This window comes from Lentzea kristufekii, assembly GCF_033949925.1.
GTDB classification, from domain to species: Bacteria; Actinomycetota; Actinomycetes; order Mycobacteriales; family Pseudonocardiaceae; genus Lentzea; species Lentzea kristufekii.
This window is the reverse complement of sequence record NZ_JAXAVV010000031.1, coordinates 1-24454: the sequence shown is the minus strand read 5'-3', so window position 1 is coordinate 24454 and position 24454 is coordinate 1. Positions and strand designations below refer to the sequence as shown.

At 71.3% G+C, this 24454-nt stretch carries 2 protein-coding genes (1 of these 2 cut by a window edge); one reads left to right on the top strand and one right to left on the bottom strand.

From position 1 onward, the window contains the following. Positions 1 to 23281, bottom strand: partial view of a hypothetical protein gene (locus tag SK571_RS40335; protein ID WP_319989388.1) — the 5' portion only. The gene continues 16220 nt to the left of window position 1, outside the view; only the first 23281 of its 39501 coding nucleotides appear in the window; its start codon is at positions 23279 to 23281; its stop codon lies beyond the left edge, outside the window. On the opposite strand from SK571_RS40335, the gene SK571_RS40330 reads away from it, so the two are divergent. Next, positions 23244 to 24332: a hypothetical protein gene (locus tag SK571_RS40330; RefSeq protein WP_319989387.1), complete on the top strand. Its 1089-nt coding sequence runs from the start codon at positions 23244 to 23246 to the stop codon at positions 24330 to 24332. The two genes, SK571_RS40335 and SK571_RS40330, sit on opposite strands and share 38 nt — an antisense overlap. Positions 24333 to 24454: the final 122 nt, after the last annotated feature.

Sequence of the window (24454 nt, the reverse complement as noted above, 5' to 3'; positions counted from 1 at the left end):
TCGACCGATCGAAGCCGAGCAGGCCGCGAACCTGCTGCGTGATCCTCCGCAGCGGCGTCTGCGACGACCGCGAGCCCGTGGTCCTTTCCGGACGTTGCGGCGCATCGGCGTCCTCACGACCGCTCGGCTCGCTGCCGGGCTGGTCGGCGTGTTCGGCGTGGGTGCCGTTCCCGTCTGCCCCAATGTCTTCGCGGAACGCCTGCCCGTCCGCCTCCTCCATCAGGGATGCGAGCGTGACCCGCCGCTGCCCGTCCCCGTCCGGCGACGCCGGCTCCGAACCGTCCCGCCTCGTCTGCGACGGCGCGTCGACCTGCTCGGCGCGAGCGACGTTCCCGTCCGTCCTGGTCCCGTCGAACCGCGCATCGGAACGACCGCTGCCGATCTCCTCCAGCGGCGCCCCGTCCTGCGGTCCCGCCGAGTGCGTGAGCTCGGAGTGCGTGAGCCCGCCTTCCGGCACGTCCGTCGTCAGCTCTGTGCCGTCCTCGGACAGCCGCGAGCGCACGCCGCCCGGCGTCACCGAGTCGGCTTCGTCGGCGTCGCGCATGAGCGACTCCAACGTGACCCGCTCTTTCCCTTCAGCGGGGAACGTGCGTTCCACGGCGGGGTCGTCCACCGGCGCCAACTGCTCAGCGGGCGTGGACGACTCCGGCTGCTCGTGGCTGAACGTCCTGCGCTGGGTATCGGTCACCGCACCACGCGGCGCCACCACCGGCTGCTCATGGTCGAACAGGCGGTGCATCGTCCGCTGAAACTCCCGCGCCGCACCTCCCGGCCGATCCAGTGCACCCGCGGCGGACGCCAGCAACGTGATCGACTCCGGCGACTGCGCCATCGCCTGCCGGAACGCCTCCGTCGACTGCACCAGCCGAGCGAACATCGCGCCGTCGAACTGAACCCGGCTGCCATCCGCGTGGGTCACCACGAACCCGTCCGGAAGACCCTGCGCCACGACATGGGCGGTGTTCGCGGCCGGATCCACACCCTCCGGCCGCGTTCCCTCCTGCACCGGCCGCTCGAACGTCACACCGATCATGCGGCCACCATCGGTCAACGCCCGATGCGGGAACTCGGCGGTCGGGAAGAACCGTGCCCTGTTCGAGCTGTCCACGCCCAGCACCGGCTCCGAGCCGGGAGCGAACGTCCGCCACACGCCGTCGTTGCGCACGATGGTCGTCGCCGTGCCACCGGACACGCTGACCGTGACCTTGTCGGTGGCCGCCACCACCGGCCGGTTCAGGCCGAACTTCTCGTGCAGCACGCGCTGGAAGTCATGTGCCGCACCCGTCGTCAACCGACCCGTATAACAAGCCACCAGAACAAATGCCTCCGGCTTGTTGTGCTGCACCACCTCCCGGAACACCGGCAACTGCGCGGCGATCCACGCCAGCACCTTGCCGCTCACCAGCACCTTGCCCCGGTCCTTCAGCTCGACCTGAATACCATCGGGCATCGCGTGCGCGTTGAGGAGGAACGAGTTGTCCGGCCACGGCGACCGCTGCGGCGTGGCCGTACCGCTCTCCCTCGCCGACCTCAGATCCTGATCCCGCGGAACCAGCCACGTGCGTTCCCGGCCGCCACGCTCGGCCCACTGCGTCAGATGAGCCCGGTCCTCACCCGTGGTGAACGTGATGCCGATGGGGCGGCCGTTGTGGACCAACGGCGCGTACTCCACCTCCGCAGCAACGAACTGCACCTTCTCCGGAGGCGCCCCGTCGATGTCGATCGCATCGGGGTCCAGCCGCATGCCGCTGAGCCGAATCGTCGGTTGCCTGCCCGACGCCCCACGCGGTCCCGCCGACGGACCGCCCGCCTGCTGCGGCCGGTTCCCCTGCGGTCGCTGGCCCGCCCCCGACGGCTGCCCGCCCGCCGAAGACCCAGCAGACGACCTGGGCTGCTGCGCCGCCCCAGCCGACGGCGTCTGCTCCGTTCGCGACGGCTGCTGCACCCCTGACAGCCCGGCAGGCGACTCCGCCTCCCGCGACGGCTCGGCAGACGGCGCCGGTTCGGTCCGAGCCTGCTCGGCAGACGGCGCCTGCTCCGTCCGCGACGGCTCGGCAGACGGCGCCGGTTCGGTCCGAGCCTGCTCGGCAGACGGCGCCTGCTCCGTCCGCGACGGCTCAGCGGAAGGCGTCTGCTCGACGGACGGCGCCTGCTCTTCCCGCCGCGCCGGGTCCAAGCCTGCGTCAGCGGGTTGCCGCGCGTCCGTCTGCGGACCGGTGTCCCGCGTGGCGGACCGCTCCGGCTCGCCACCGAGCACATCCACGGGCCCCTGCTCGGACCGCGTCGTCTCCGCGGGAGGAGCATCGTCGCCAGCACGAACCGGCGCTGAGGCCGGCGCCGAGACCGGCGCGGACTCCACCGGACGCCAGCCACCCGCGGCGTCCGGCACGAACACAGGCTCACGGCGACCGAATTCCCTCAGCGCGTGCTGGAAGTCATGCGTCACTTCACCGATCGGCGATCCGGGGATCACGACACCGGCCAGGTCACGGTCGCGCATTGCGGCCCGGAAAGGGCTCGACCTGGTGAGAACTCGAGCAAGCGTCCTGCCGTCCACCGAGACGTCGCCGCCGTCGCGCAACCGCATCCGGAAACGGTCGGCATCCGGCGCCACGTCGACGCTGAACACGCGCCCGTCCCCGGTTGGCACCGTCAGAGCCACCGGCCCGTCTTCCGAACGGAACGACATGCCGACCACACGATGCTCGGCCAGCAGCGGCCGCACCGCCACGTCACTCCGCCGGAACGCCCGCGTCTCACCAGCCGCGTCCAGACCGCTCAGCGTCGCAGCGTCCCCTCCGAAGAGCCTGCTGATCGGCCTCGTAATCCGCGTCCAACGACCCGAGCGAGACACCGGACCACGTTCGGCCACCAACGGCGCGTCCTCACGGGGACGCGCCCCGCCGTCCTGCACAGGCGAGCCGGTGGCAGCGTCGCCCGGCACCTGCGATGTCGCGGCGGGATCGGTGGCGTGAGATCCCGAGGCCGCCGGAGACTGCGTGGAGTCGAGGTTCGCCTGCGGTTGCGACCCTGGACGCACGACGGGCTCTTCGGGCTCGACGGGGGCAGCGGGTTGCTCCCGCTGCTCACCGAACGTGCGCCACTGCGGGTCGGCGACCGACGCACGCGGCGCGACCACGGGCTGCTCGTGGCCGAACTTCTGCCGCATCACCCGCTGGAAGTCGTGGGCGGCGCCACCCGGCCGGTCCAGCGCACCGGTGGCCGCGGCCTCCAGCGTGATCATCATCGGCGACTGCGTCATGGCCTGTCGGAACGCCTCGGTGGAGGCCACCAGACGAGCGAACGTCTCACCGTCGAACTGAATCCGGCGGCCATCCGCGTGATTCAGCACGACGCCGTCGGGAAGACCTTGAGCCACGACGTGGACCGTGTCGGAGGCAGGCTTCGTGACGTCCGGGGCGGTGTGATCGAAACTCACACCGATGGTGTGGTCGCCAGCGGTCAGCGGCCGGTGCGGGAACTCGTCCGGCCGGAACAGCCGTGCCTGGTTCGACTCGTCGACACCCAGTACCGGCTCCGGGCCGTGGCTGAACATCCGCCACTCGCCACCATTGGGCACCACGGTGGTCGCCATGCCGTCGGACCGGTGGACGGTGACCTTGTCGGACGAGCCGAACACGGGCCGGTTCAGGTTGAACGGGGGTTCGCGGAGCGTGCGCTGGAAGTGGCTGATCCAGCCGTCCTCGATCTTTCCGGCGTAGCAGGCCAGCAAGGTGAACGCCTCGGGATTGTTCCGCGAGATCGCCTCGCGGACCACCGGGAGCATCGCGGTGAGCCGGGCCAGGACAGGCCCCAGCAGCGCGATCTTGCGCCCGTCCTTCAGTTCGACCTCGACACCGTCGACGTGCGCGTGGGCGTGGGCGTTCAGGAAGAACGTGTTGTCCGGCCACGGCGACCGCCGCTGGACGGCCACACCGGCATCACGCGCCGCACGCAGGTTCGTCTGGCCCTCAGGCAACTGCCAGGTGCGCTTCCAGCCGCCACGCTCCGCCCACCGCACCACGTGATCGCGGTCAGCCCCTGAGGTGAAGGAGACCCCCACCGTCTTGCCGTCGTGCACCAGCGGCAGGTGGACGACGTCGTCCACCTTGAACTTGATCTGCTTCCACTGCCCCGAAGGGGAGTAGTAGTAGCCAGGAAGAGGGGCACGCAGCATCTGTTGCTGCTGAGCTCTCGAGGGTCCGGCCGACTGCTGCTGACCACTGGGCGCCGAACTTCCAGCGGCTCCCTCGGACCCGGCAGCCTGCGTGGCGCGACCGCCCAGCGAGGTCACAGATCCCAGCAGTCGCCGCAACCCGGACGACGGCCTCTGCGACGGCTGCCCGGACTGCGATCCCTCCGTTCGCGGCCCCTCAGTCTGTGGCGACTGCGACGGGGTCGACGACTCGCCTGCTCGTCCCGGTTGCTGCTCCGGCTGTGCCCGGTTCACGGTGGCGTCGCCCACCGACCGCCGTTCCCCTTGCAGCCGCGCCCCGGACTGGGTGGGCTCCGACTGGGCGGGCACCGACTGGGCGGGCACCGACTGGGTGGGCACCGACGATTCCGGGCGAGAGTTCAGCTCGCCCGCACCGCTGTGCGCGTCCTCCTCCTCGCTCTTGTCTCCGGAACGGCCGGAGTTGTCCTCACGAACCGGGGACGACTCCGGTCCGTCGCCCTCCGACCGCGGCGACCTGGCCGGATCGGCGAGCTGCTCCGGGCTCGGCGACGACTCCGTGCCGCCGTCCCGAGCCGACGCGGCAGCCTCATCACCCTCGCCGATCGCCTCCAAACGGTGCTCACGTTCGAGCTGAGGCGAACCCTCGCGATCCGGCCTCACGGTGTTCCGGCCATCGGTGATCTCGCGGGTGACGTCGGTGATCTCGCGGGTGACGTCGGTGATCTCGCGGGTGACGTCGGTGATCTCGCGGGTGACGTCGGGCTGCGGACGCGCACTCGGCTGTTGCGGTGCCTGATCCAGCTCGGGGAAGCGCTGCCAGACGCCGCCGTCGGTCAGCACCGTCGCGGCCGGCGAGCCGGTGGTGTGGTCCGGCGGCACCAGTTCCACGAAGTCGGTGGGCGCGAAAACGGGCTCGTTGCGCCCGAACCGTTCGGCCAACGCCTGCTGGAAGTCCCGTGCGACGCCACCTTCGGCGGCTGACGACGACAGCAGCACGAACGCACCGACACCGGAGCCGTCCGCCATCTCCAGTTCCAGCGACTGCCTGACCAGTGCCGCGAACGTCGGCGCGGTGGTGCGCAGCACCGTGCCGTCTTCGAGGATCACCGGCACGCGCTCGTTGGCCGCGGCGGTGTCGACGAAGAAGCTGTTCTGCGGCCACGGGGAAGGCTCCGTGCGCAGCTCACCGGTCTCGACAGCCTCGTCGAGGTCGAACAGCTCCGCATCGAGCAGGTGCGTCACCGTCCGAGCGTCCGCGCCCTCGGCCCAGTCCAGCGCCTCGCGCAGCTGCTCACCGCGCCGGAACGACATGCCGACGACCACGCCGTCCCTGGTCAGCCTGCCGGTCATCACGTCGTCGGGGTCGAACGCACGCCGCACCCCGAAGTGGTCCACGCCCACGAACCGCGGCGCCGTGTCACTGGTGAAGGTGCGCCAGTCGCCAGCCCGGCCCAGGTCCGCGAGCGGGGCCGAGAGGGGCTGCGGGTAGCCGAACTCGTCAGCCAGTACGCGCTGGAACTGCTCGGCACCGCCATCGGGCAGCGCCGCGTTCGCGGAAGCGAGGACGAACCCGTCCGGCTCGCGTCCTCCGCCCAGCGCGTCGACCATCGCCTCCGACTGCGCCACCACCCGCGCCAATGTCGGCGCGTCCAGCACGATCTCCGCCCCGCTGTTCAGCGACACGGGGAAGGTGCCCGGCCGCGACGGCACGGAGTCCGCCACGACGACGAACGACTCGGCCGACCGCGTCGCCTCGTCCGCCAACCGCTGGGCCACCACCAGATCGTCACCGCCGCGCAACGACACACCGATCGTCCGCTCACCATCCACGAGCGGGTTGAGCACGACGTCGTCGATGCGGAACGGACGGGGCCTGCCGTCGAGGGTGGTGCCGAGCAGCCGGCCATCCGTGTCCACGAGGCGGTGCACCCCGTCGCTGTGGACGAGCATGGCTGGGGTGTTCCAGCCGCGCTCCGCCAGCCTGTCGTGCAGGGCATTCGCGACGTCGTCACCGCCGGAGACGACCAGCAACCCGGCTCCCGGCAACGCGTCACGCAGCGGCTGCGCCTTGGTGAGCACGCGGACGAAGTCATCGGCGTCCAGGGTGACCTCGGTGCCGTCGAGCAGTGCCGCCCGGACCCGTGCGTCGCCGTCCTGGGTGAACTGGACCGCGAACGAGTCTTCCGGCAACCGCGCCGGATCCAGCGGCGTCGCCGGCGCGTAGGACAACCCCACGAGGCTCTCGCCGTCGCGCACCTCGGCCACCCGCAGGTCCGACGGCAGCAACAGGTGCTGTCCACCGTCGCCGTCCACGGCCGTGAACACCTTTCGAACCGAATCCTGGCGCCAGCCGCCGGCCTGCTCCGGGGTGAACACCGGGCGCTCGTAGCCGAAGGTGTCAGCGATCGCCTGCCGGAACGCGTCCAGCGCCTCCCCACGCGCCTTCTTCTCATGCTCGAACAACGCCGACAGATGGGTGACGTCCGCGTCGTCGGGCATCTGCTGCCACCGCGGCTCGCCCACGTGCAACACCAGCGCCTGCGCCCGGTGCCCGTCCAGCGCCGCCCGCAACGCCTCGGAGTCGGCGACCACCTTCGCGAACGACCGCCCGTCCAGCACCACCGGCCGGCCATCGCCCATCCGCACCGTGAAGTCACCGTCGACCAGCGACGCCGTCACGTGGAACGCACGGCTCGGCCACGGCGCGTCCGGGCCACCCAGCGACGGCAGCACACCAGGCTGCCGCTCGAACGACGCACCCACCGTCTGCCCGTCCCGCACCAGCGGAGTGGAGCGGACCTCGGAGGGCTCGACGTAATGCGTCCGGCCTTCCGGCCCGGTGCCGAGCAACGCGGACGGACCCGACACCAGCGTCCGCCACACCCCGCCGTTGGCGATGGTCGAGGTAGGACTCGCCAGAAGCCGGCCGCGCGCCAGCGCACCGAGGCTAGGCAGGTACGACGTCATGACCAGCTGCGTCGCGCCGACGACCGGCTGCCGGTACCCGAACTCCCCTGCGAGCGTGCGCTGGAAGTCGTGGGCCGCCCCACCCGGCTCGACGGTGTTCGCCGGCGAGCAGGAGATGAGCACGATCGCGCGGCGCTCGTCCGGGCCGAGCGCTGACCGGAACGCCGCGACAGACCCCACCAACCGGCCGTACTGGGTGCCGTCCACCGACATGACCGTCCCGTCGGCCAGGTAGACCTGGAACGACCGCGGTGACGCGTGAGCGGCGATGTAGAAGGGGTTGTCGGGCCACGGCACCGGGTAGGGCCTGTTGTCCCTGCCGAAGAGCTGGTCGACCACCCACTTCACCGGCCCGCCCTGCGCGGTGTGGGTGATCTGCTGACCGGGGTGGTCCGGGTTCGCCCACATCGGGAACGTCGACCTGTCCACACCCATCGCGAAGGAGAGACCGAGCAGACGCCCGTCTCGCCGGACTTCGCCGACCAGCACGTCCTCGGGACCGAACGAGCGCTGCTCTCTCGTGCGGCTGACTGTGCCCGTCAGCCGCACGTCCTGGACGTGGTCCGCTGTGGACAGTCGCACCCGGCCGTTGTCCGCCGTGTGCACCAGAACCGCGGTGTCGGGCGTGAACGCACGCCAGTGGTTCGCCCCGTCCGGCGCCACGACCGGCTCCTGCCGTCCGAACGTCGTGAGCGCCTGCCGGAAGTCCTGAGCCACGCCGTCGGCACGCGTCCCCGGCAGCGCGATCGCAGCCAGCGCGCCCTGCCCGGTGAGCGACCGCAACGGCTCCGACTTCGTCACGACCCGCGCGAACGTCGAGCTGTCCACCGACACCTCGCCACCGTCACGCAACCGCAACCGGAACCCGTCCGCCCCACCGTCCACGTCGATGTGGAAGACATGGCCCCGCTCCGCGGACACCGGCACCTCGACCGGCCCGTCACCCGGACGGAACGTCACACCGACCGTCTGGCCGTCCAGCAGCAACGGACGCTGCACGACATCGCCGCGCCGGAACGACCGCGTCTCCCCCGCGGCGTCGAGCCCGCTCAACACCGCCGAACCACGGCCGAAAAACTCGGCAACGGGCTTGATCAGCTGCGAGCGGCGGCTCTGCCGCGTCTCGGGCCCGCGCTCGGCCAGCGGCACATCGCGCTCCGGCCGCGACCCCGACGACTCACCCGGCTCCGCACGGGTCCGATCGAAACTCGGTTCATCCGACACCGGCGACCGCTCGTCACGCCGCACCTGGTCCAGGTCTGCGTCAACAGGCTGACGCTGCGCCTCAGCCTCGCGCTGACGCGACGACTCCGGCGCCTGCGAGGGCTGCGAATCCGTGGTCCTTTCCGGACTTTGCGGCGCGTCGGCGCCCTCGCGGCCGCTCGGCTCGACGTCGGTCTGGTCAACATCTTCAGGGGTCGGCTCGGACTGGCTCGGCTCCGACTGAGTCGGCTCGGACTGAGTGCCGCCGTCCTCGGCCAACGCGGCGGCCTCATCGCCCTCGTCGATCGTCTCCAGACGCTCCACCGAACGCCGCTGATCCGGCCGCAACCAGGTCTCAAGACCCGGCTGACGCCCAGACTGAGGCTGACGCGAGGAGTCCGGCTGCTGCTCCGGCGCCGGCTCGGCCTCCGGACTCCGCGACACCTCCGAACCGCCGTCCCGACCCTCCTCAGCCAACGCGGCAGCCTCGTCACCCTCCTCGATCGTCTCCAAGCGACCCGTCGGCGGCTGCGGCTCCGGCCGCACCTGAGGTTCGGACTGACGCTGCGGGTCGGCGGACTCGCGGGTCGTGCTTGGGTTGACCACGGTCCAGCCCGACTCGGGGCGCAACGCCTCGAAGTCCGGCCCGATGCGGTTCGGGATGGTCCTGCGCAGCGGCGCCGCCACCGCGTGGTCGTGGCCGAACTGGTTCGCGAGCGCGGTCTGGAACTGCTCGGCGAGGCTGGTGCCGTGGCGCTCGGCTCCGGCGCGCGGGGCCCGCAGCACGATCGCGGAGATGTCGCCCGACCGGGAGGCGCGCTGGAAGGTGTCCGACTCGGCGACGAGCCGGGCCAGTGCGGGGGCGTCGACGACGCGGCGGCTGCCGTCGGCCAGTCGCAGCTGGAAGTCGCCGCCTCGGGTGGTGCGGATGTCGACGTGGAACGCGTTCGCGGGCGCGTCGGCGGGCACCACTCGCGGGTCCGACCGGAAGGACATGCCGACCGTTCGTCCGTTGTGGACGATGTCGTGCGTCCGCGCGTCGGCCGGGTCGAAGTGGCGCACCTGCCCGATGCGGTTCGTGCCGGGCACGGTGGGCGGCAGGTCGAACGTCGTCCAGCCGCCGGGCGAAGGAGTCCTGCCGCCCTGGCTCGGGGTGAAGGTCGCGAGCGCGGCGGTGGGATCGGGTGCCGTGGTGGTCCGCGGCGTTGCGGGCTGGTTCGGGTCGCGCAGGCCGAGCGCCTCGAGTCCGCGGCGGTCCACCTCGAGCACGATCGGCTCGTCGGGCAGGGTGCGCACCGGGTCCGACCACTCGGAGGGCGTGCGCCCGCTGCTGTAGGTGGGCTTGATCTGCCACACCGGCCGGGCGCGCACGACGTAGCGCTGTCCGCCCTCGCCATCCGGCGCAGGCGTGTCGTGCCTGCTGGTGACGGTGCTCGTGTCCTCGTTGAACCACGGCAGCAGCGTCGTGGAGACGCTGGTCATCGGCAGCGACGGCCGCGGACGGGCGTTCTCGATGGGCAGCGCGCTGACGGTCGCGCTGATCCCGAGGCCGATCTCACCCGAGCGCGAGGTGGTGGCGGTCAGCCCCTGCTCGGTGCTCTGCTCGTGGCCGAGCGGCTGGTCGAGCACCCGGACGAGCTCCAGGTCGACCAGGTCGGCGCCGACGCGGACGTGGGAGACGGGACCCTCGCTCAAGCGGACCAGGTGACCCGTGGGCGAGAGCAGGTCGGCCATGTGCGCCCGCAGCGGCGCGATCCCGGTCTCCGTCAGCAGTTGCTGCATCGCCTGCGGGTGCAGCATCGGACGGCCGCCGAGGCCGGTCGTCAGGTCCTGCAGGGCCTCGTGCAGGCGCGGCGAGGTGAACTGGCGGACGTGCACCGGCGTTTCCGGCGGCAGGCCGAGCGGCTGCCGCCGCTCGCGCTGCCGCTCGTGCAGCGAGCCCTCCGACCGGTCGAGCACGCGCGGCGGTTCCTGGTCGGTCCGGACGACGTCGTCGATGGGCACGGTCGAGCGTGCCGCGCCGGGCAACGCGAACTCGGTGGTCCAGACCTCCTGGATCGGCCTCGGTCCCGGCGTCGGGAGCCAGGACGGCAGGTACCTCGAGTAGAAGCCACGTGAGGCGTACGGGTACACCTCCATCGTCACGTGCAGGTCGTGCAGGAACTGGGCGGCGTCGCTGGTGTGCTCGGTCGTGACCGCGTCGGTGCGGCCGGTGGTGAGCTCGGTCGAGTCGGCCCGGCGCCACGTACCGGAGAACGGGTTCACGTTCGCGCCGACCGAGCCCTTGCCCTTCTCCGAGTAGCCCACGAACGTCCTCAGCCCGGCGTCGAACCGGGTGCGGGTCTCCGCGCCTGCCGCGGTGTCGTGCGTTCCCTCCACCCGGTCGGTGACAGTCGATTCGGTGATCGTGCGGTGGTACTGGCCGTCTCCCAACCTGGCGCGCAGCACGACGAGCTGCTCGGCCCGGCCGAACGCGAGATCACCCTCGAGGAAGACCGCGCGCCCGCCGGTGAGCATGTCGTTGAGCACGGAGTGGCTGAGCGCGCCGCCCAGTGTCGGCCCCAGCACGTCGTGCACCAGACGCTCGTTGATGGGCTCGAACGGGTGGCGCCTGGCCCCGTCGAGGAGTCCACCGAGCGCGTTGGCCGGCCCATCCAGGACGCGGCTGAGCCGCATGCCGCCGTTGTGCTCGGTCCAGTGGCGCAGGCGGTCCTCGATCTGCCGCACCAGCTCGGCGCCGGCCGCGGGCCGGTACATCTCCACCCTGCCGGTGCCGGCACCGACGTCGCTCGGCGCGCGCAGCGGCTGCGACTCGAGCTCTTCGGTGCGCGACGGCCCCGCGTCCTGATCACCGCTGTGCGACGGCTCCGTGGTCGGGGTGCTGGTCGACGGAGCGTCGGCCGGAGTGTCGCCGGGGCGCTGGGCGCGGTAGTGCTCGGCGTCGGCAGGGTCCAGCTTGGCCAGGTCGGCCTCGGACAGCGCACCGACGCGGTGGATCTCGCTCGCCGGCACCCAGACGCGGGCACCGTCAGGCACCTCGACCCACTTCGACTGCTCACGGGTGGCGCCCTCGTGCCACAGGCCGGTGAGGTCGCCCCAGCTCCGCTGCAACGAGGACCGCACCTGGTGCGTGGCGTCGAAGCTGACCAGGTAGCCGCGCTCCGAGTGGTGCTCGCCGGTCTCCACCGGCGACCTGCGCGCCTCCGTCGTCGACTCGGAGTTCCGCACGCCACCGCCGAGCTCCACCCCGGCGCTGAAGGGCACCACCTTGTGCAGCGGGGTCGCCGCGTTCAGGCCGATCTTCGCCTGGTACTCGCGCCTGGTCTCGGTCGTGGTGCTCCCGTCCGTGCCCAGTCGCTGGGTGTCGCGGAAGGTGTGCGCGTCGTCGCGCGCCACGATGTGCGGGGTGTCCAACGTCGTGGTCAGGGTGACCTTGGCGTCCAGTTCGCGCGAGCCGACAAGTCCCGGCCCGTTGTGGCTGCGCAGGCGCAGCACGTCCTCGAACATGAGGGCGCGGTCGAACCTGGCCGCTCGCGCGGCCGGGGTCCCGAACTGCTCCAGCACGTCGAGGGAGACGTTGCGCTCGTTGGGCTCGCCCCATCGGCTGTCGAAGGCCCGCATGCCCTTGTGCTCGTCGAACTCGGGTGGCCTGGAACCGATGAAGAGCTTGAGAATCGGGTCGTACCACCGGTTGCCCTCCGGGCGGCCCACCATCGCCGAGATGGTCTGCACCAGGCCGGGCACCGGCTTGATCGACTCCAGCTCGGCACCCGCGGGCAGCTCGCCTGGCACGCGGCCGTTCTCGCCCGCGGTGCCGTCGAGCCACATCGGGTCGCCGCTGCGGGACACCGGGGTGCCGGCGTCGAGGAGAACACCGGGACGCTGCGGTGCGTCGATCTCGACCGCGCCCTCGATGTGCCGCGCGAGCACCTCCGGTGTCAGGTCGTCCGACCGCCCTGCGAACGACTCGTCGAAGCCGGACCAGCGACCGCCGACGTGCACCTCGAACTGGACGGGATAGGTGTAGCGGTGGACGGGCTCGGCGCTCTCCAGCGACCGTTCGGCCTGTGCCTGCTGTTCGGTCGTCCGGGTTGTGGTGACGCCGCTGTCCCTGCTCAGCGTGATGCTCTCGGACGGGTTGACCGGGTGCGCGGGCGCGTTCGGGTCGGTCTCGCCTGGCTTCAGGTTCGCCGGCGGCTTGTACGGGGTCTGGTATGCGTTCCCGGTGAGTCCGACGGTGTTCTCGGTGCCGGTGGTGACCGTCACCGTGTGGGCGTGACCGAGCTCGACCTTGCCCTCGAAGGTCTGCGACGGCACCTCACCGACGTGACGTCCCTCCCCGCGCAGCAACGAGCCGCGCACGAACACGTCGGGCGCGTCCTTGTGCCAGGCGCTGAGCGGGAACCTGACGCCGTCGCCGCCGTTGGTGACCTCCCTGGCGCGCTCGTGGAGGAACTCGCGGAACCGGTCGGCCAGCCTGGGCAACTGGTCACCCGGAATGTCGCCACGCGTCCACAGCTTGTGCAGGACCGAACCCACGACGCCGTCGACGGTGGCGTCGTCGAGGCGGTACCGCGCACCGACGCGGTCCGGCACGTCGGCCGTCTCGGGGGTGCGGGCGTCGGGGTCGGTGAGCGGGCGAGTCGGCTCCTGCGGCCCGGACCACACGGTGGCCGAGCCGTCCACCTTGACGACGTCGGGCGAGTAGCGACGGACGTTCGCGGAGTCGACGGGCGTGGTGCCCTGCCCCGTGTCGTGGTCGGCTCCGATCTGACTCTCCGGACCACCGCCCTGCGTCCAGCGCGAACCGTCGCCGATGCGCACCACGTACGTGAGGTCGGCGCGATGCTTGTCCAACGGTCCTGCGTAGACAGTGCTCAGCTCGGCCCCGTGGCGGTCCGTGATGGCTGTGCCGGTCGTGGTGCTGCGGAAGTGGCTGAGGGAGACACCCGCGAACCCGCCGTCCGGGTGGATGATGTCGCCGACGGAGAAGTCCACGCCCGCTCCCCGGCGCCGCATGTACGACTGCGCCGTGACGCTCTCGTTCGACGAGGTCTCGGTCTGGGTGAGCTTCGCCTCGACCGGCCCCCTGCTGTCGGCCTCTCCCCTCGGCGCGATGCCGATGACGACCTCGACCGGCTTCTTGCCGTTGAAGGCGAAGCTCTCGCGAGCCGCGCCACCGCGGAAGAGCTGGTCGGCGCGTCCGGGCAGGGTCTCGAGCCACGTCCGGAAGTCACGCGCGGCCGGGTCGTTGATGCGCAGTTCGAGCTTCTCCGACACCTGCCGGTAGATGTCGCCGAGTCCGCTGAGCTCGACGTGCTCGAAGGTCGGCGGCCGCACCGAAGGCGTGTTCGCGGAAGGCGCGTCCGCCGACGGGCGATCCTGCGGCCAGGCCAGATCCATCCGCACGTCGTGCGTCTCGGTCCGGATGATCGCGTTGCTCCAGGGGAAACGTCCCGGCTTGCGCACCGTGATCCGATAGGCGACGTCGTGCTGGGCGGTCCGGACGGGGAGGTCGCTCTCCTCCAGCGCCGTCGTGAGCGTGTGCGCGGTCGTGGAGGACAGCGACGAGGCACGGGTGTTGACGAAGTCGCCGATCCTGCCGCTGACGATCACCCACGGCAGGGGCAGCCGGAACGACCGCGGATCGAAGGAGACCTTCCCACGCTCGGTCCACCGCCACATGCTCGAAGACCGCCGGACCTGCTCGTCCGAGACGGTGGTGGTCGTGTGCCTGGGTTCGACCGGCGAGTGGACGGAGGTCACTTCGAGGGTGATCTGCGGGCCCTTGTGCCGTCCGCCGAAGTCGACGGTCAAGCCGCCGTCGAGCGCACGCGCGAAGTGTTCCTTGAGGTTGTCGTCGGAGAACGCGGTCTGAACCATGCGCCGCAGGTCGCCGTCGCGCTCCAGAGCCTTCGAGCCGAGCAGCTCGACGATCTTGCCGCGCAGCCCGGAGCCGTCGACGTCGCCTTCCACCTTGACGCCGTCGGTCCTGGCCTTCCGCACCCGCTCGGCCGGGTCCATGATCCCGTCGCCGTCGCGGCCGCTTGCGCCATCGCCGTCGCGGGTTGCGGACGGGCCCGGCTCCTGAGTGGCCGGGCCGGTGTCGGCCGGCACCTCGGTGGTCGTGCCGGTCGTGGACTCGTTCGCGACGCTGTCTGCCGGCCGCCGGGACGGTTCGGCTTCTGGCGAGCGCGGCGACCCGAGCTCGTCGTCGAGCTTGTCCAGCTCCGCCAGCAGGGACTCCGTGTCGTCGATCGCCGAGCGCGGCGACCCGAACTCGTCGCTCAGGTTGTCGAGTTCCGCCAGCAGGCTGTCGAGGTCCTCTGTGGACTCGCTGCGCGGCGACTCGGCGTCCGAGGTGTCGGAAGGCGTGGACCGCGCGTCGGCCCGGCTCGGCGACGAGCCGGGCGTCTCGACGTGGCGGGTGTGCTCCGCGGGGAGCGTGAGAGCGGCGAGCCCGCCATCCCCGAGCAGGCGGCGGAACGGCTGCGCCTCTGCCACGATCCGGGCGACGTTCTCGCCGTCGATGACCACGGACGTCCTGGGGCCGTGGGCGTGGTCCAGCACGGCCACCGGCAGCGGGCCGACGGTGAGCGACTGCCAGGTTTCGCGCAGCGGTCGCCCGTCCGGCGGGAACACCTCGGACGCGTCACGCACGTCGGTGGACCAGCGCAGCTGGACGAAGCCCTCGGGCTGCGGCCGCGCACCGAGCTCGCCGTCCCTGGTGAACACGGTGACGTCGACGGTCCGGCCGTTGTGCGCCAGCACGGCGAACGTGCTGCCGTCGGCGGGCAGGCGCAGCAACGCTCCGCCGGCAGGGACGACCTGTAGGTTCCCCTCGTGCACAGGCGAAAGCGCCTCGTTCGGCGACGGCTGCGCCCCATCCTGCTCCTGCTCCGGCGAACGCGGCGTGTCACCCTGCTGGGGCGAGTCCTCGCCGCGAGGTGAGCCGTCGCCGTCAGACGAACGCCCCTCGAACGCGTCCTCCTCCCGGATGAGATCGGACAACGACCGCCGCGTTTCGGGCGTGCGGGCCAGCACGGGCACCTCGGCACCCAGCCGGTCGCTCAGGGCGCGCTGGAAGTCGTGCGCGGCCGAGCCGTCCGCCCTCGATCCCGGCACGACCACGGCGGCGAGGTCTCCGTGACGCACCGCGGCGAGGAACGGCTCGCTCTTCGCGACCACGCGTGCGAGCGTCGAGCCGTCGACGGACACGCGGCCACCGTCGGACAGCCGCAACTGGAACCTGTCAGCCGTGGCGTCCACGTCCACGTGGTGAACCGGGCCGCTGCGCAAGGACGCCGGCAGCTCGGCGGGGGTGCCGGTGTCACGGAAGGAGATGCCCACCGGGCGGCCGTCGGACTCGATCGGCCGGGAAACCACGTCCTTGCGCTGGAACGTCCGCGCCGCACCGGTCTCGTCCAGTCCGGTCAGCGTGGCGAAGTCCCTGCCGAACAGCCGCGCGATCGGACGCGTCACCGACGACCACAGTCCGGACCGCAGCTCACGGCCACGCGTGTCGGACGGCGCCGGGTCGCCCTGGCGCTGCGGTACGGCCGGCTCCTGCGTGCCGCCGGGTCCGGCGTCGGACCTCGGCGGCCCGTGCGCGGGGAGCTCCTGCCACCTGCCGCCGTCGGTGATCGAGTACTCCACCCGGCCGGTGTTCTGCGTGAGGCGGCTGTAGACGTCCCGCGTCGGCGCGAACACCCGCGGCGGCTGGAACGACTCCGTCAACGCCTGGCGGAAGTCGTGCGCGGTCCCGCCGGGACCGTCCACACGCGCCGCCTCGCACACCACCATGACCAGCGCGTCGGGCTCCGACCGGTTCATCGCGCGGTGGAACGACTTCAGATCGCCGACCAACCGGCCGAACGTCCTGCCGTCGAGATTGACCTCCGAACCGTCCCGCAACGTCACCCGCGCGCGGCTCTCCGACCCGTGCGCGAACACGTGCAGCGAGTTCCGCGGCCACGGCGCGGGCGTGCTCTCGAACTGACCATCCGCACGCGCCTGCCTGATTCCTTCGCCGTCGCGCACGCCCTCGGGGAACAGCTGCGTCGCCTCCGACGGGTCGTGCCGCTGCAACCACGACCGCACATCGGCCTTGTCCCGGCCGGTGTAGAACACCAGCCCCGCGTCGCGGCCGTCCCGCGAGACCCGCGTGACCTTCACGTCCGACGAGTGGAAGGTCCTGCGCGCGCCGTCCGCGACCCCCTCGCCGCTGAGCTCCAGGTTCTCCCGCGTCGCGGTCCGCAACCGCAACCGCTCCTGGACCCAGTGCCCGGCCCGCTCCACTCGGGAGGGACGGCTCTCCGGCCGCGCCTGCGACTCCCTGGCCTCCTGCTGGGACTCCTGACGCAGGAAGTCCGCGAGCGACCTGCTGCGCTCCAACGGCTGAGTGCTCTGCTCAGCCGAGCGGCTCGGTTCCCGCGAATGCGCCGGTTCGTCACCACGCTGCGAATCGAGCGCACCGTCGCGCGAGTCCACCGGACCGCCATCGGCGTGGACCGGTTCGTTCGCACCGTCCCGCGACGGCCCCGACTCCACGAAGCGCGGCGACAGGTTCTCGGGACGCGAACCGGGCGTGTGTTCCTCGGCGACCGGCTCGGACCCGCGCCGCGGAGACCCCTGCGGCTCCATCGAGCGCGGCGAAGCGTTCTCGGACCGCGGCGACGGCTGGCTGGACGGCGGCCGGGTCCCGTCACGGTCACCCGCGGGCGTCGAGTCACCGGCACCGGACTCCCGCGAACGCGGCGACCCGAGCTCCTCGCTCAGGTTCTCCAGCTCCGCCAGCAAACTTTCCGTGTCGCTCAGCGGCGCCGCATCGTCCTCGGACACCCGCGAACGCGGCGACCCGCCGTCCGCCGGCTCTTCCCCACGACCGGACTCCTGGGAACGCGGAGCGGCATCGTCCGAAGAGGACTCTCCACCACGACCGCTGTCCTGGGCCGGCTCGGAGCGGAGTTCCTGCGAGCGGTGCGGGGTGCCGTCCGACACGGTTTGCAGACCGGCGGGCGGCTGGTGGGCCTGCGTGGGTTCGACCAGGGCGTCGCTGGGCACGTGAGCCGGTGCGTCACCCACCGGAGTGCGGTCGCCGAGCTCGAGTTCCGCCTCTTCCGGGATGGTCTCCAGCGGCCGCCGCTCGTGACCGTCGCGCATCCAGGCGGGGTCCTCGACCCGCGGCGGATCGGTGTCGGCGGTCCGCTCCGGCGAGCGGGGATCCGTCGACTGGGTCGTGTCAGCAGGCTGGGTCGTGTCGGCCGGGCGTGCGGTGTCGAGCGGCGGAGCGGTGGGGTCGTCGAGCCCGAGGCGGCGCAGGCCCTCGCGGTTCGTCTCGATCAGGATCGGCTTGTCCGGCTCGGTCCGCACCGGCGCGTTCCACTCCGTCGGCGCACGCCAGCTGCGGAACGTCGGCGTCACCTCCCACTGCGGGGTCAACCGCACCAGGTACCGCCGGTCCGCCGCGGGGTCCGCGGTGGGCTGACCATCGGCGGGCGTGCCGTCAGCGCGCGTGTTGTCGGTGAACGTGCCATCGGCCGGGGTGCCGTCAACGGGCTTCGTCGCCTCGGCGGGATTGGAGTCGTGCGACGTCGACGAAGCACTGTCGCCCTTGGACTCCCAGTCGCGCTTGAGCGTCACGTCGTGGATCGCCCCGCTGGGACGCTGACCCGCCGTCTGGTGCACCGGCTGGTTGTTGAGCGTGGACGCCGTGTTGCCCTTGACCTCGTTCTTGCCCGCGAGGTTCTGCGTGGTCGTCTGCTTCTCGGTGACCGTGAGCGTCGCCGGCGTCTCCAGCACCTCGACCAGCTCACGCTTGACGACGTCCATCGAGATCTTCACGCTCTTGACGCCACCGCCGGGGAACTTCACCTCATGCCCCGCAGGCGACAACAGCTCCTTCAGCTCACCGCGCAGCATCGGCGACTGCGTGGCCGCCCGCAGCTCGTGCACCGAGCTCGGCGACATCATCGGCCGCCCGTTGCCGCCATCAGCCAGCTGGTTCAGCGCGTCCTGCAGTTTCGGCGCGTCGAACGGGCGAACCACGGCGTCGTCGGACAGACCACCCGGCCGGCCCTCCGGATCCAGCCACCCCCGCAACGGTCCTTCGGCCTCGGCCAGCGGCGGCGCCGGGTTCCTCGGCTGCACGGGCACCGCGTCGTCGACCGGAACGACCGACCGCACGGCACCTGGCAGGTCGAAGGTCTGGCTGAAGTGGTCGCTGAGCCGCCGCGCACCGGGGAACATCTTCCGGACGTCGCCGGAGCGCGCGTAGGTGTGCACCTCCATCGTGACCTTGAGGTCGTGGAGGAACTCGACGCTGTCGTGCTCGTCGGTGAACTTGATCTTCTCGGTGCGTTCCTGACCGGTTTCGAGCTCGCCCGTGCGGTTGTGGCTGAAGGCGCCGCTCTGGGTGAGTCCGAAGCCCGGCTGCCCGTTCATCGAACGCGCGGCGACGAACCCAAGTCCGCCCTCCAAAGACCAGCCACCGGTGGTCTTCTTCGTGGACTTGTCCGTCGACCTCAGCTCCAGCTCGACCTTCTCACCGATCACGGTCCGGTGATAGGCGCCGTCGCCCAGCTCGGCCTTGAGCACCACCAGCTGCTCGACCTTGCCGAGCGGGCGCTGACCGGGCAGCAGGACCGACAGTCCTGGACCGAGCATCTCGCGCAGCGCGGCGTTGAAGTCCGCACCGCTCAGCCTCGGCCCGAGCACGTCGTTGACGAGCCGGTCGTTGATCGGCTCGAACTCCACCTGCCGCCGGGAGGACCCGCTCAGCAACTGCGTCGTCAGGTCCACGAGGCTCAACCGGAGCGACTCCGGCTGCTTGGTCCAGTCCGCGAGGATCGAGGCGACCTGGGAGACCAGCTCCCTGCCCGACTCCGGCCGGTAGACCTCGACCCGGCCGGTACCGCGGCCGACGTCGGAGGGAGGCCGCAGATCGTCGCGTTCCGGCTGCTGCTCCGTCGGCGTGGTGTCCTGGTCGCGGTTGCTCGGTCCCTCACCGGGGTCGGCCATCGGCTCCTTGCCGGGCCGGTGGCTCGGCGCTTGCGCCGGGTCGGAGCCGCTCGGGCCTTCCCCCGCGCTGGAGTTGACGGTCTCGCGGTACTTGGCGGCATCCGCCGGGTCGAGCTTGGCGACGTCACCGTCGACGAGGTCGCCGATGCGGTGGATCTCGCTCGCGGGCACCCACACCGTCGCCGCTTCCGGTACGTGGACCCACTTCTCGGCCTCCCGCGTCGGCACCGGCCACTGGTGGCCGAGGCCTGCCAGGTCGTGCCAGGTGTGCTGCCAGCGCGTGTGCAGCTGGTGCGTGGCGTCGAAGCTGACCAGGTAACCCCGCTCCGTGCGGGTGATGGTCTCGGTCACCTTCGCCCGGTCACCGTGCGAGGTCTCGTTCAGCCGGGAGTAGCCGCCACCGGTGCTGGCCAGCACACCGGGCATGACCTTGCCGGTGCCCACCGGGAACATGTTGGTCAGGCCCAGACTCAGCTTGCCCGTGTGACCGTCACCGCTGGTCTGCGTGGTGCCTGTTTCCGCGGCCTCAGCGGTCGAGAACCTGTGCGTGTCGTCGACGGCCAGGATCTTCGGGTTCGCGAGCTCGGTCGACAGCTCCACCCTGGCCGTGCGCTCCCGGTTGCCGGCAAGGCCAGGAGTGTTGTGGCTCTTGAGCACGGTGAAGTCCGTACCGTGCACCGCCAACCCGAACTTCGCCGCGCGGGTGGGCATGCTCCCGAAGGACTCCAGCGCGTCGCGCGCCGCGTTGCGCTCGTCGAGCGTCCCCTCCTCACGAGCGAACGGCCCCAGACCGTCGTGCTCGTCAAAACGCGCCGGGCTCGACCCGCTCAGCACCGAAAGCGCCTTGTCGCCGGTATCGGCCAGGAGCTTGCGCCACCCGGAACGAACAGGGGCGTCGATCATCTTCGCGACCGTCTCCCGCATGTCCGGGATCGGCTTGAGGGTGTCGAGCTCGAAACGCGGCGGCAGGTCGGCGCGACGTTGCCGCGACTCCGGTGCCTGCCCTTCATGCCACTGCGGAGCGGGTTCTCCACGACCGGTGTCGGCGTCGGGCAGTGCGGCCGGGCGTTCCGGTGCGACCACCTCGACATCGCTGTGGAACCGGTGCACCGGGCCGGTCTCATCGGGCGCCGGAACCCTCGGGAACACCAGTTCCCCCGGCTCAGCCCATCGGCCACCGAACCGAACCTCGAACTCCGCGGGGAACCGCACGCGGTGCAACGGCCTGTCGCTTTCCAGCCGCTGCTCGTGCCCGATCTCGTGCTTGGCCTCCGTCGTCTTCTTGAACGCCCCGTCGTAGGTGAGCCCAGCGGTCCCGGTGCGGGAGTACTGGTCCTTCTGCGTCATGTTGCCCATCGAGGAGATGCCCAGCGACAGGTCCTTGGTCCGGCCGGTCTCGACGCTGCTGCCGTGGTCGGTCCGCAGCTTGCCCGTGCCGGTCTCGTTCTCCAGCACGCCGAGGTAATGCGGCTTCGACACATCCGGATGCGCCCGCACGAACACGTCCGGCGCGTCCTTGTGCCAGCCCGACAACGGGAACCGCACACCGTCGCCGCCACGGACCAGGTCGTGGGCGTTGTCCTCCAGGAACCGCCGGAGCTTCGCCTCCACGTCCGCGAGGTGCTGTGGCTCCACCTTCCCCTCGCTCGACAACCGGTGCAGCACGCTGCCCACCAGGTGCGAGATCGTCTCCTCCGGCAGACGGTGGTCGGCATCGAGCCGATCCAGCATCCGCGACGGATCCACCTTCGGCGGGATCGCCGGCGACTCCTGCGCCGGACGCGTGGCCGGGTTCGGCTCGACCACCGTCGGCGGCGTCTGCGAGGTCGAGGGCGTGCTCGTGTCGGCGACTTCGTCGTGCGGCTTGCGCCACACATTCGCCTTGCCGTCGACCTTCAACACCGTGAGCGGCTCGTAATGGCGCACCTTGGACGGATCAACCGGCTTGAGCGCCTCGGCCCTCGCCCGTTCCTTCCGCGTGGGATTCGGACCGAGCAGGTCCTCCTTCCGCACCATGTCGTGCTGGTTGGCGATGTCGTGGTTCGTCGCACCGACGACCTTCTTGCGGTCGTCGCCGACCCGCACCACGAACTCGAACGACACCTCCTCCTTCCTGACCGGACCCTGGTACTTCGCCGCGAACTCGTCGGTGACCTTCTCCGTCAGCCGCGTCTCGGTCTTCGTGGTGCGGAACAGACCGATGTTGGGACCGATGCCCCCGCCCTGGGTCGCGCCTTCCGGGTTCGGCACCTTCTTGCTGAAGTCACCGATCAGCACGCCGAAGCCGAGGCCCCGGCGACGCGACAACGACTGACCCGTGTTGGTCTCGGCACTCGACTCACGGGACCGGGTGATGGTGCCGTCGGCGTTCGGGTGCGGACGCGTGACCATGGGGTTGGTCACCATCACCGTGATGTCCGTGCGACCGCGACGGCCAGGCAGTTTCAACGACGTGGTCTGCGGCTTGCCGCTGAGGAGGTCCGGGGCGTTCGAGGGAAGGTTGTGCAGCCAGTCGCGCAACCGGCGCGCACCCATGGAGCTCGGCGGGAAGTCACCGAGCTCGTTCTCCAGCGCGCGATACACGTCGTTCAGGCCGATGAAGTCGGCGTGCACGATGTCCTGCGGGTGTTCCAACCGAACCGTGGTGGGCGTGGAAGGCGTCGAACGGACCGACTCCGGCCACAACAACGTCACGGGCACCGACACGTTGTCGGTCGTCTTGACCGGCCTCAGCGGCAGGAAGCTCGGCCCGCGCGGCTTGCGCACCGTGACCGTGAACTGCACATCGTGCACCGCCTTCTCGCCCGGCGCGTCGGTGCGCTCGATCTTCGTCTCGCCCTTGTGCGCGATCGACGTCTTCAGATCCGAGCCCCGCGAGTTGAACAGGTCGCCGATCCTGACCGTGAGGGCGACGACGTTGAGCGGGATCCGGAAGTTCCGCTCACCGGTGGTGGGCAGAACCCTGGCGTTGCTCAGGCTGACCTTCTGCTCCTCCCGCTTCGTCGAAACGGAGAAGTCGCCCTTCGTGTGCTTCGGCGTGCTGGGCGGTGTGCCGATCGACGTGATCTCGACGCGCACCTGCGGCGCGCTGCGCCTGCGCGGACCGAGGTCGACGATCAGACCACCGTCCAGGGCGCGGTGGAAGTTCTCCTTCAGGTTGTCGTTGGAGAAGTGCTGTTCGATGAACGCCTTCAGCACCTTGTCGTTTCTGCTGTTCTTCAGCTTCAGCAGGCTGATGACGGCGTCGCGCACCGGCTGGGCGTCGAAGTCCTCCTCGACCTTCGGCCGGTCGACCTGGGCGCGCTGAACCCGGTCGACAGGAGTGGCGGGCCTCGGCGAAACCGGTTCCTCGACCGGCTGCTCGGAGGTGCGCGCCGGTTCCGGCTGGGGCGTGATCTCGTTGCTCGGGGTCGTGGTGTCTTGTGGCCGCTGGGTTTGCTCGGTGTTGTGGGTGTTCGGCGTCTGCTCGGTGTTCGGGGTCTGCTCGGTGTCGCGGGCCTGCCGCGGCGGTCGCGCGGCGGGCTCGAGCGGGCCGGGGAGCGGCGCCGTCTGGGACTGGTCCGCCGGTGTGGTCCGGTGGTCCTGGCGGGAGGAAGACGTGGCCGGGCGGTCGGGCTGCTTGGACTCGGTCAGCTTGGACTCGGTCAGCGGCGGGTTGGTGGTGCGTGCGCGGTCGGCGTTCTGGTCGGAGGTGGGCGTGCTCGTGGGAGTCGAGGTCTGCTCGCCGCGGGCAGGTGAGCCGGGACGCGACCGCTCCGGGGACGTGGCCGGAGTCGCCTGGTCGCTGCGGCCAGCACGGTCCGGGCTGCTGGTGGACGGCCGGTCCGCGGGGGTCGTGGGCTGACCACTCGAGTTGGACGCGGGCTGCTCGGCCTGCTTGCCGGTCGGTGCAGTCGACTGCGTCGTGGGCGGCACGGCCGTGCTGTCGCCCGCCTTGCCGGTCGGCGCAGTTGCCGGCGTGGTCGGCTGCGCGACAGGCGTAGTGGGCTGCGCGGCAGGCGTGGTCGGCTGCGCGGCAGGCGTGGTCGGCTGCGCGGCAGGCGTAGTGGGCTGCGCGGCGGGCGTCGTCGACGTGGTCGGCGTCGTCGACGTGGTCGGCGTCGTCGACGTGGTCGGCGTCGTCGACGTGGTCGGCGTCGTCGACGGAGTCGACTGCGCGGCAGGAGTGGTCGGCGTCGTCGACGGAGTCGACTGCGCGGCAGGAGTGGTCGACGGCGCGGCCTGCGTTGTCGGAGTGGTCGACTGCGTGCTCGGCGGGATGGTCGTGCTGTCGCCGCTGTGCGTGGGCGTCGTTTGGGCGGGCGAGTGCATCGGCTGGTGGCCTGGGCGGGGCGCGACGGAGTCACCCGGCGTCACACCATCGCCCGCACGGGAAACGGGCGTGTCCACACGCGACGGCGAGACGGCGGGCGGGTGTTCCGTGGTGCGGCTCGGTCCGTCGCCGGGCGGTTGGGGATCGCGAACCGGCGAGCTGGTCCCTTGTGGCGCGGCGTCGTGTCCAGCGGGGTGCCCGGTACCGGCGGGTACCTGGTCTCCCGGCCGGCTGACGACGCTCGGCTGCGAGACGCCGGCGTCATGCGACGACGGGTTCGTAGCGACCGTGCGGGGCACGCTGGCGTCCGAAGTGGACGGACGCGACTCCGAGCCGGGAGCCTGGTTGTCCCCGCTGTTTGGCACGGTGCCGCGAGGGCTCGTGCTGTTCGAGGTGTTCGAGGTGTTCGAGTCGGAGTCGCCGGAGCCCCTGGCAGGCGTGGCGCTGTGGCTCTGGTCGCCCGACGTGGCAGGCGACTTGTCGTTGAGCTGCACCGGGTTGGAGCCGGTCGACTCGGGGACACGCGGCGAGGACGTGGGCGTGGTGGACTGCTGGTGCTGCCCAGGCGTCTCCGCGGGCCTGCCGGTCTGCGGCGAGACCGTCGTCTGCCCGCCCTGCGAGGTAGTGCCAGGCTGCTGGGTCGTCGACGGCTGACCAGTCCCCTGGCCCGCACCTTGACCCTGCGACGACGTGGCAGGCCGCTGCGTCGTCGACGGCTGACCCGTGCCCTGATTCTGCGACGACGTAGTCGGCGACTGCGTCGTCGACGGCTGACC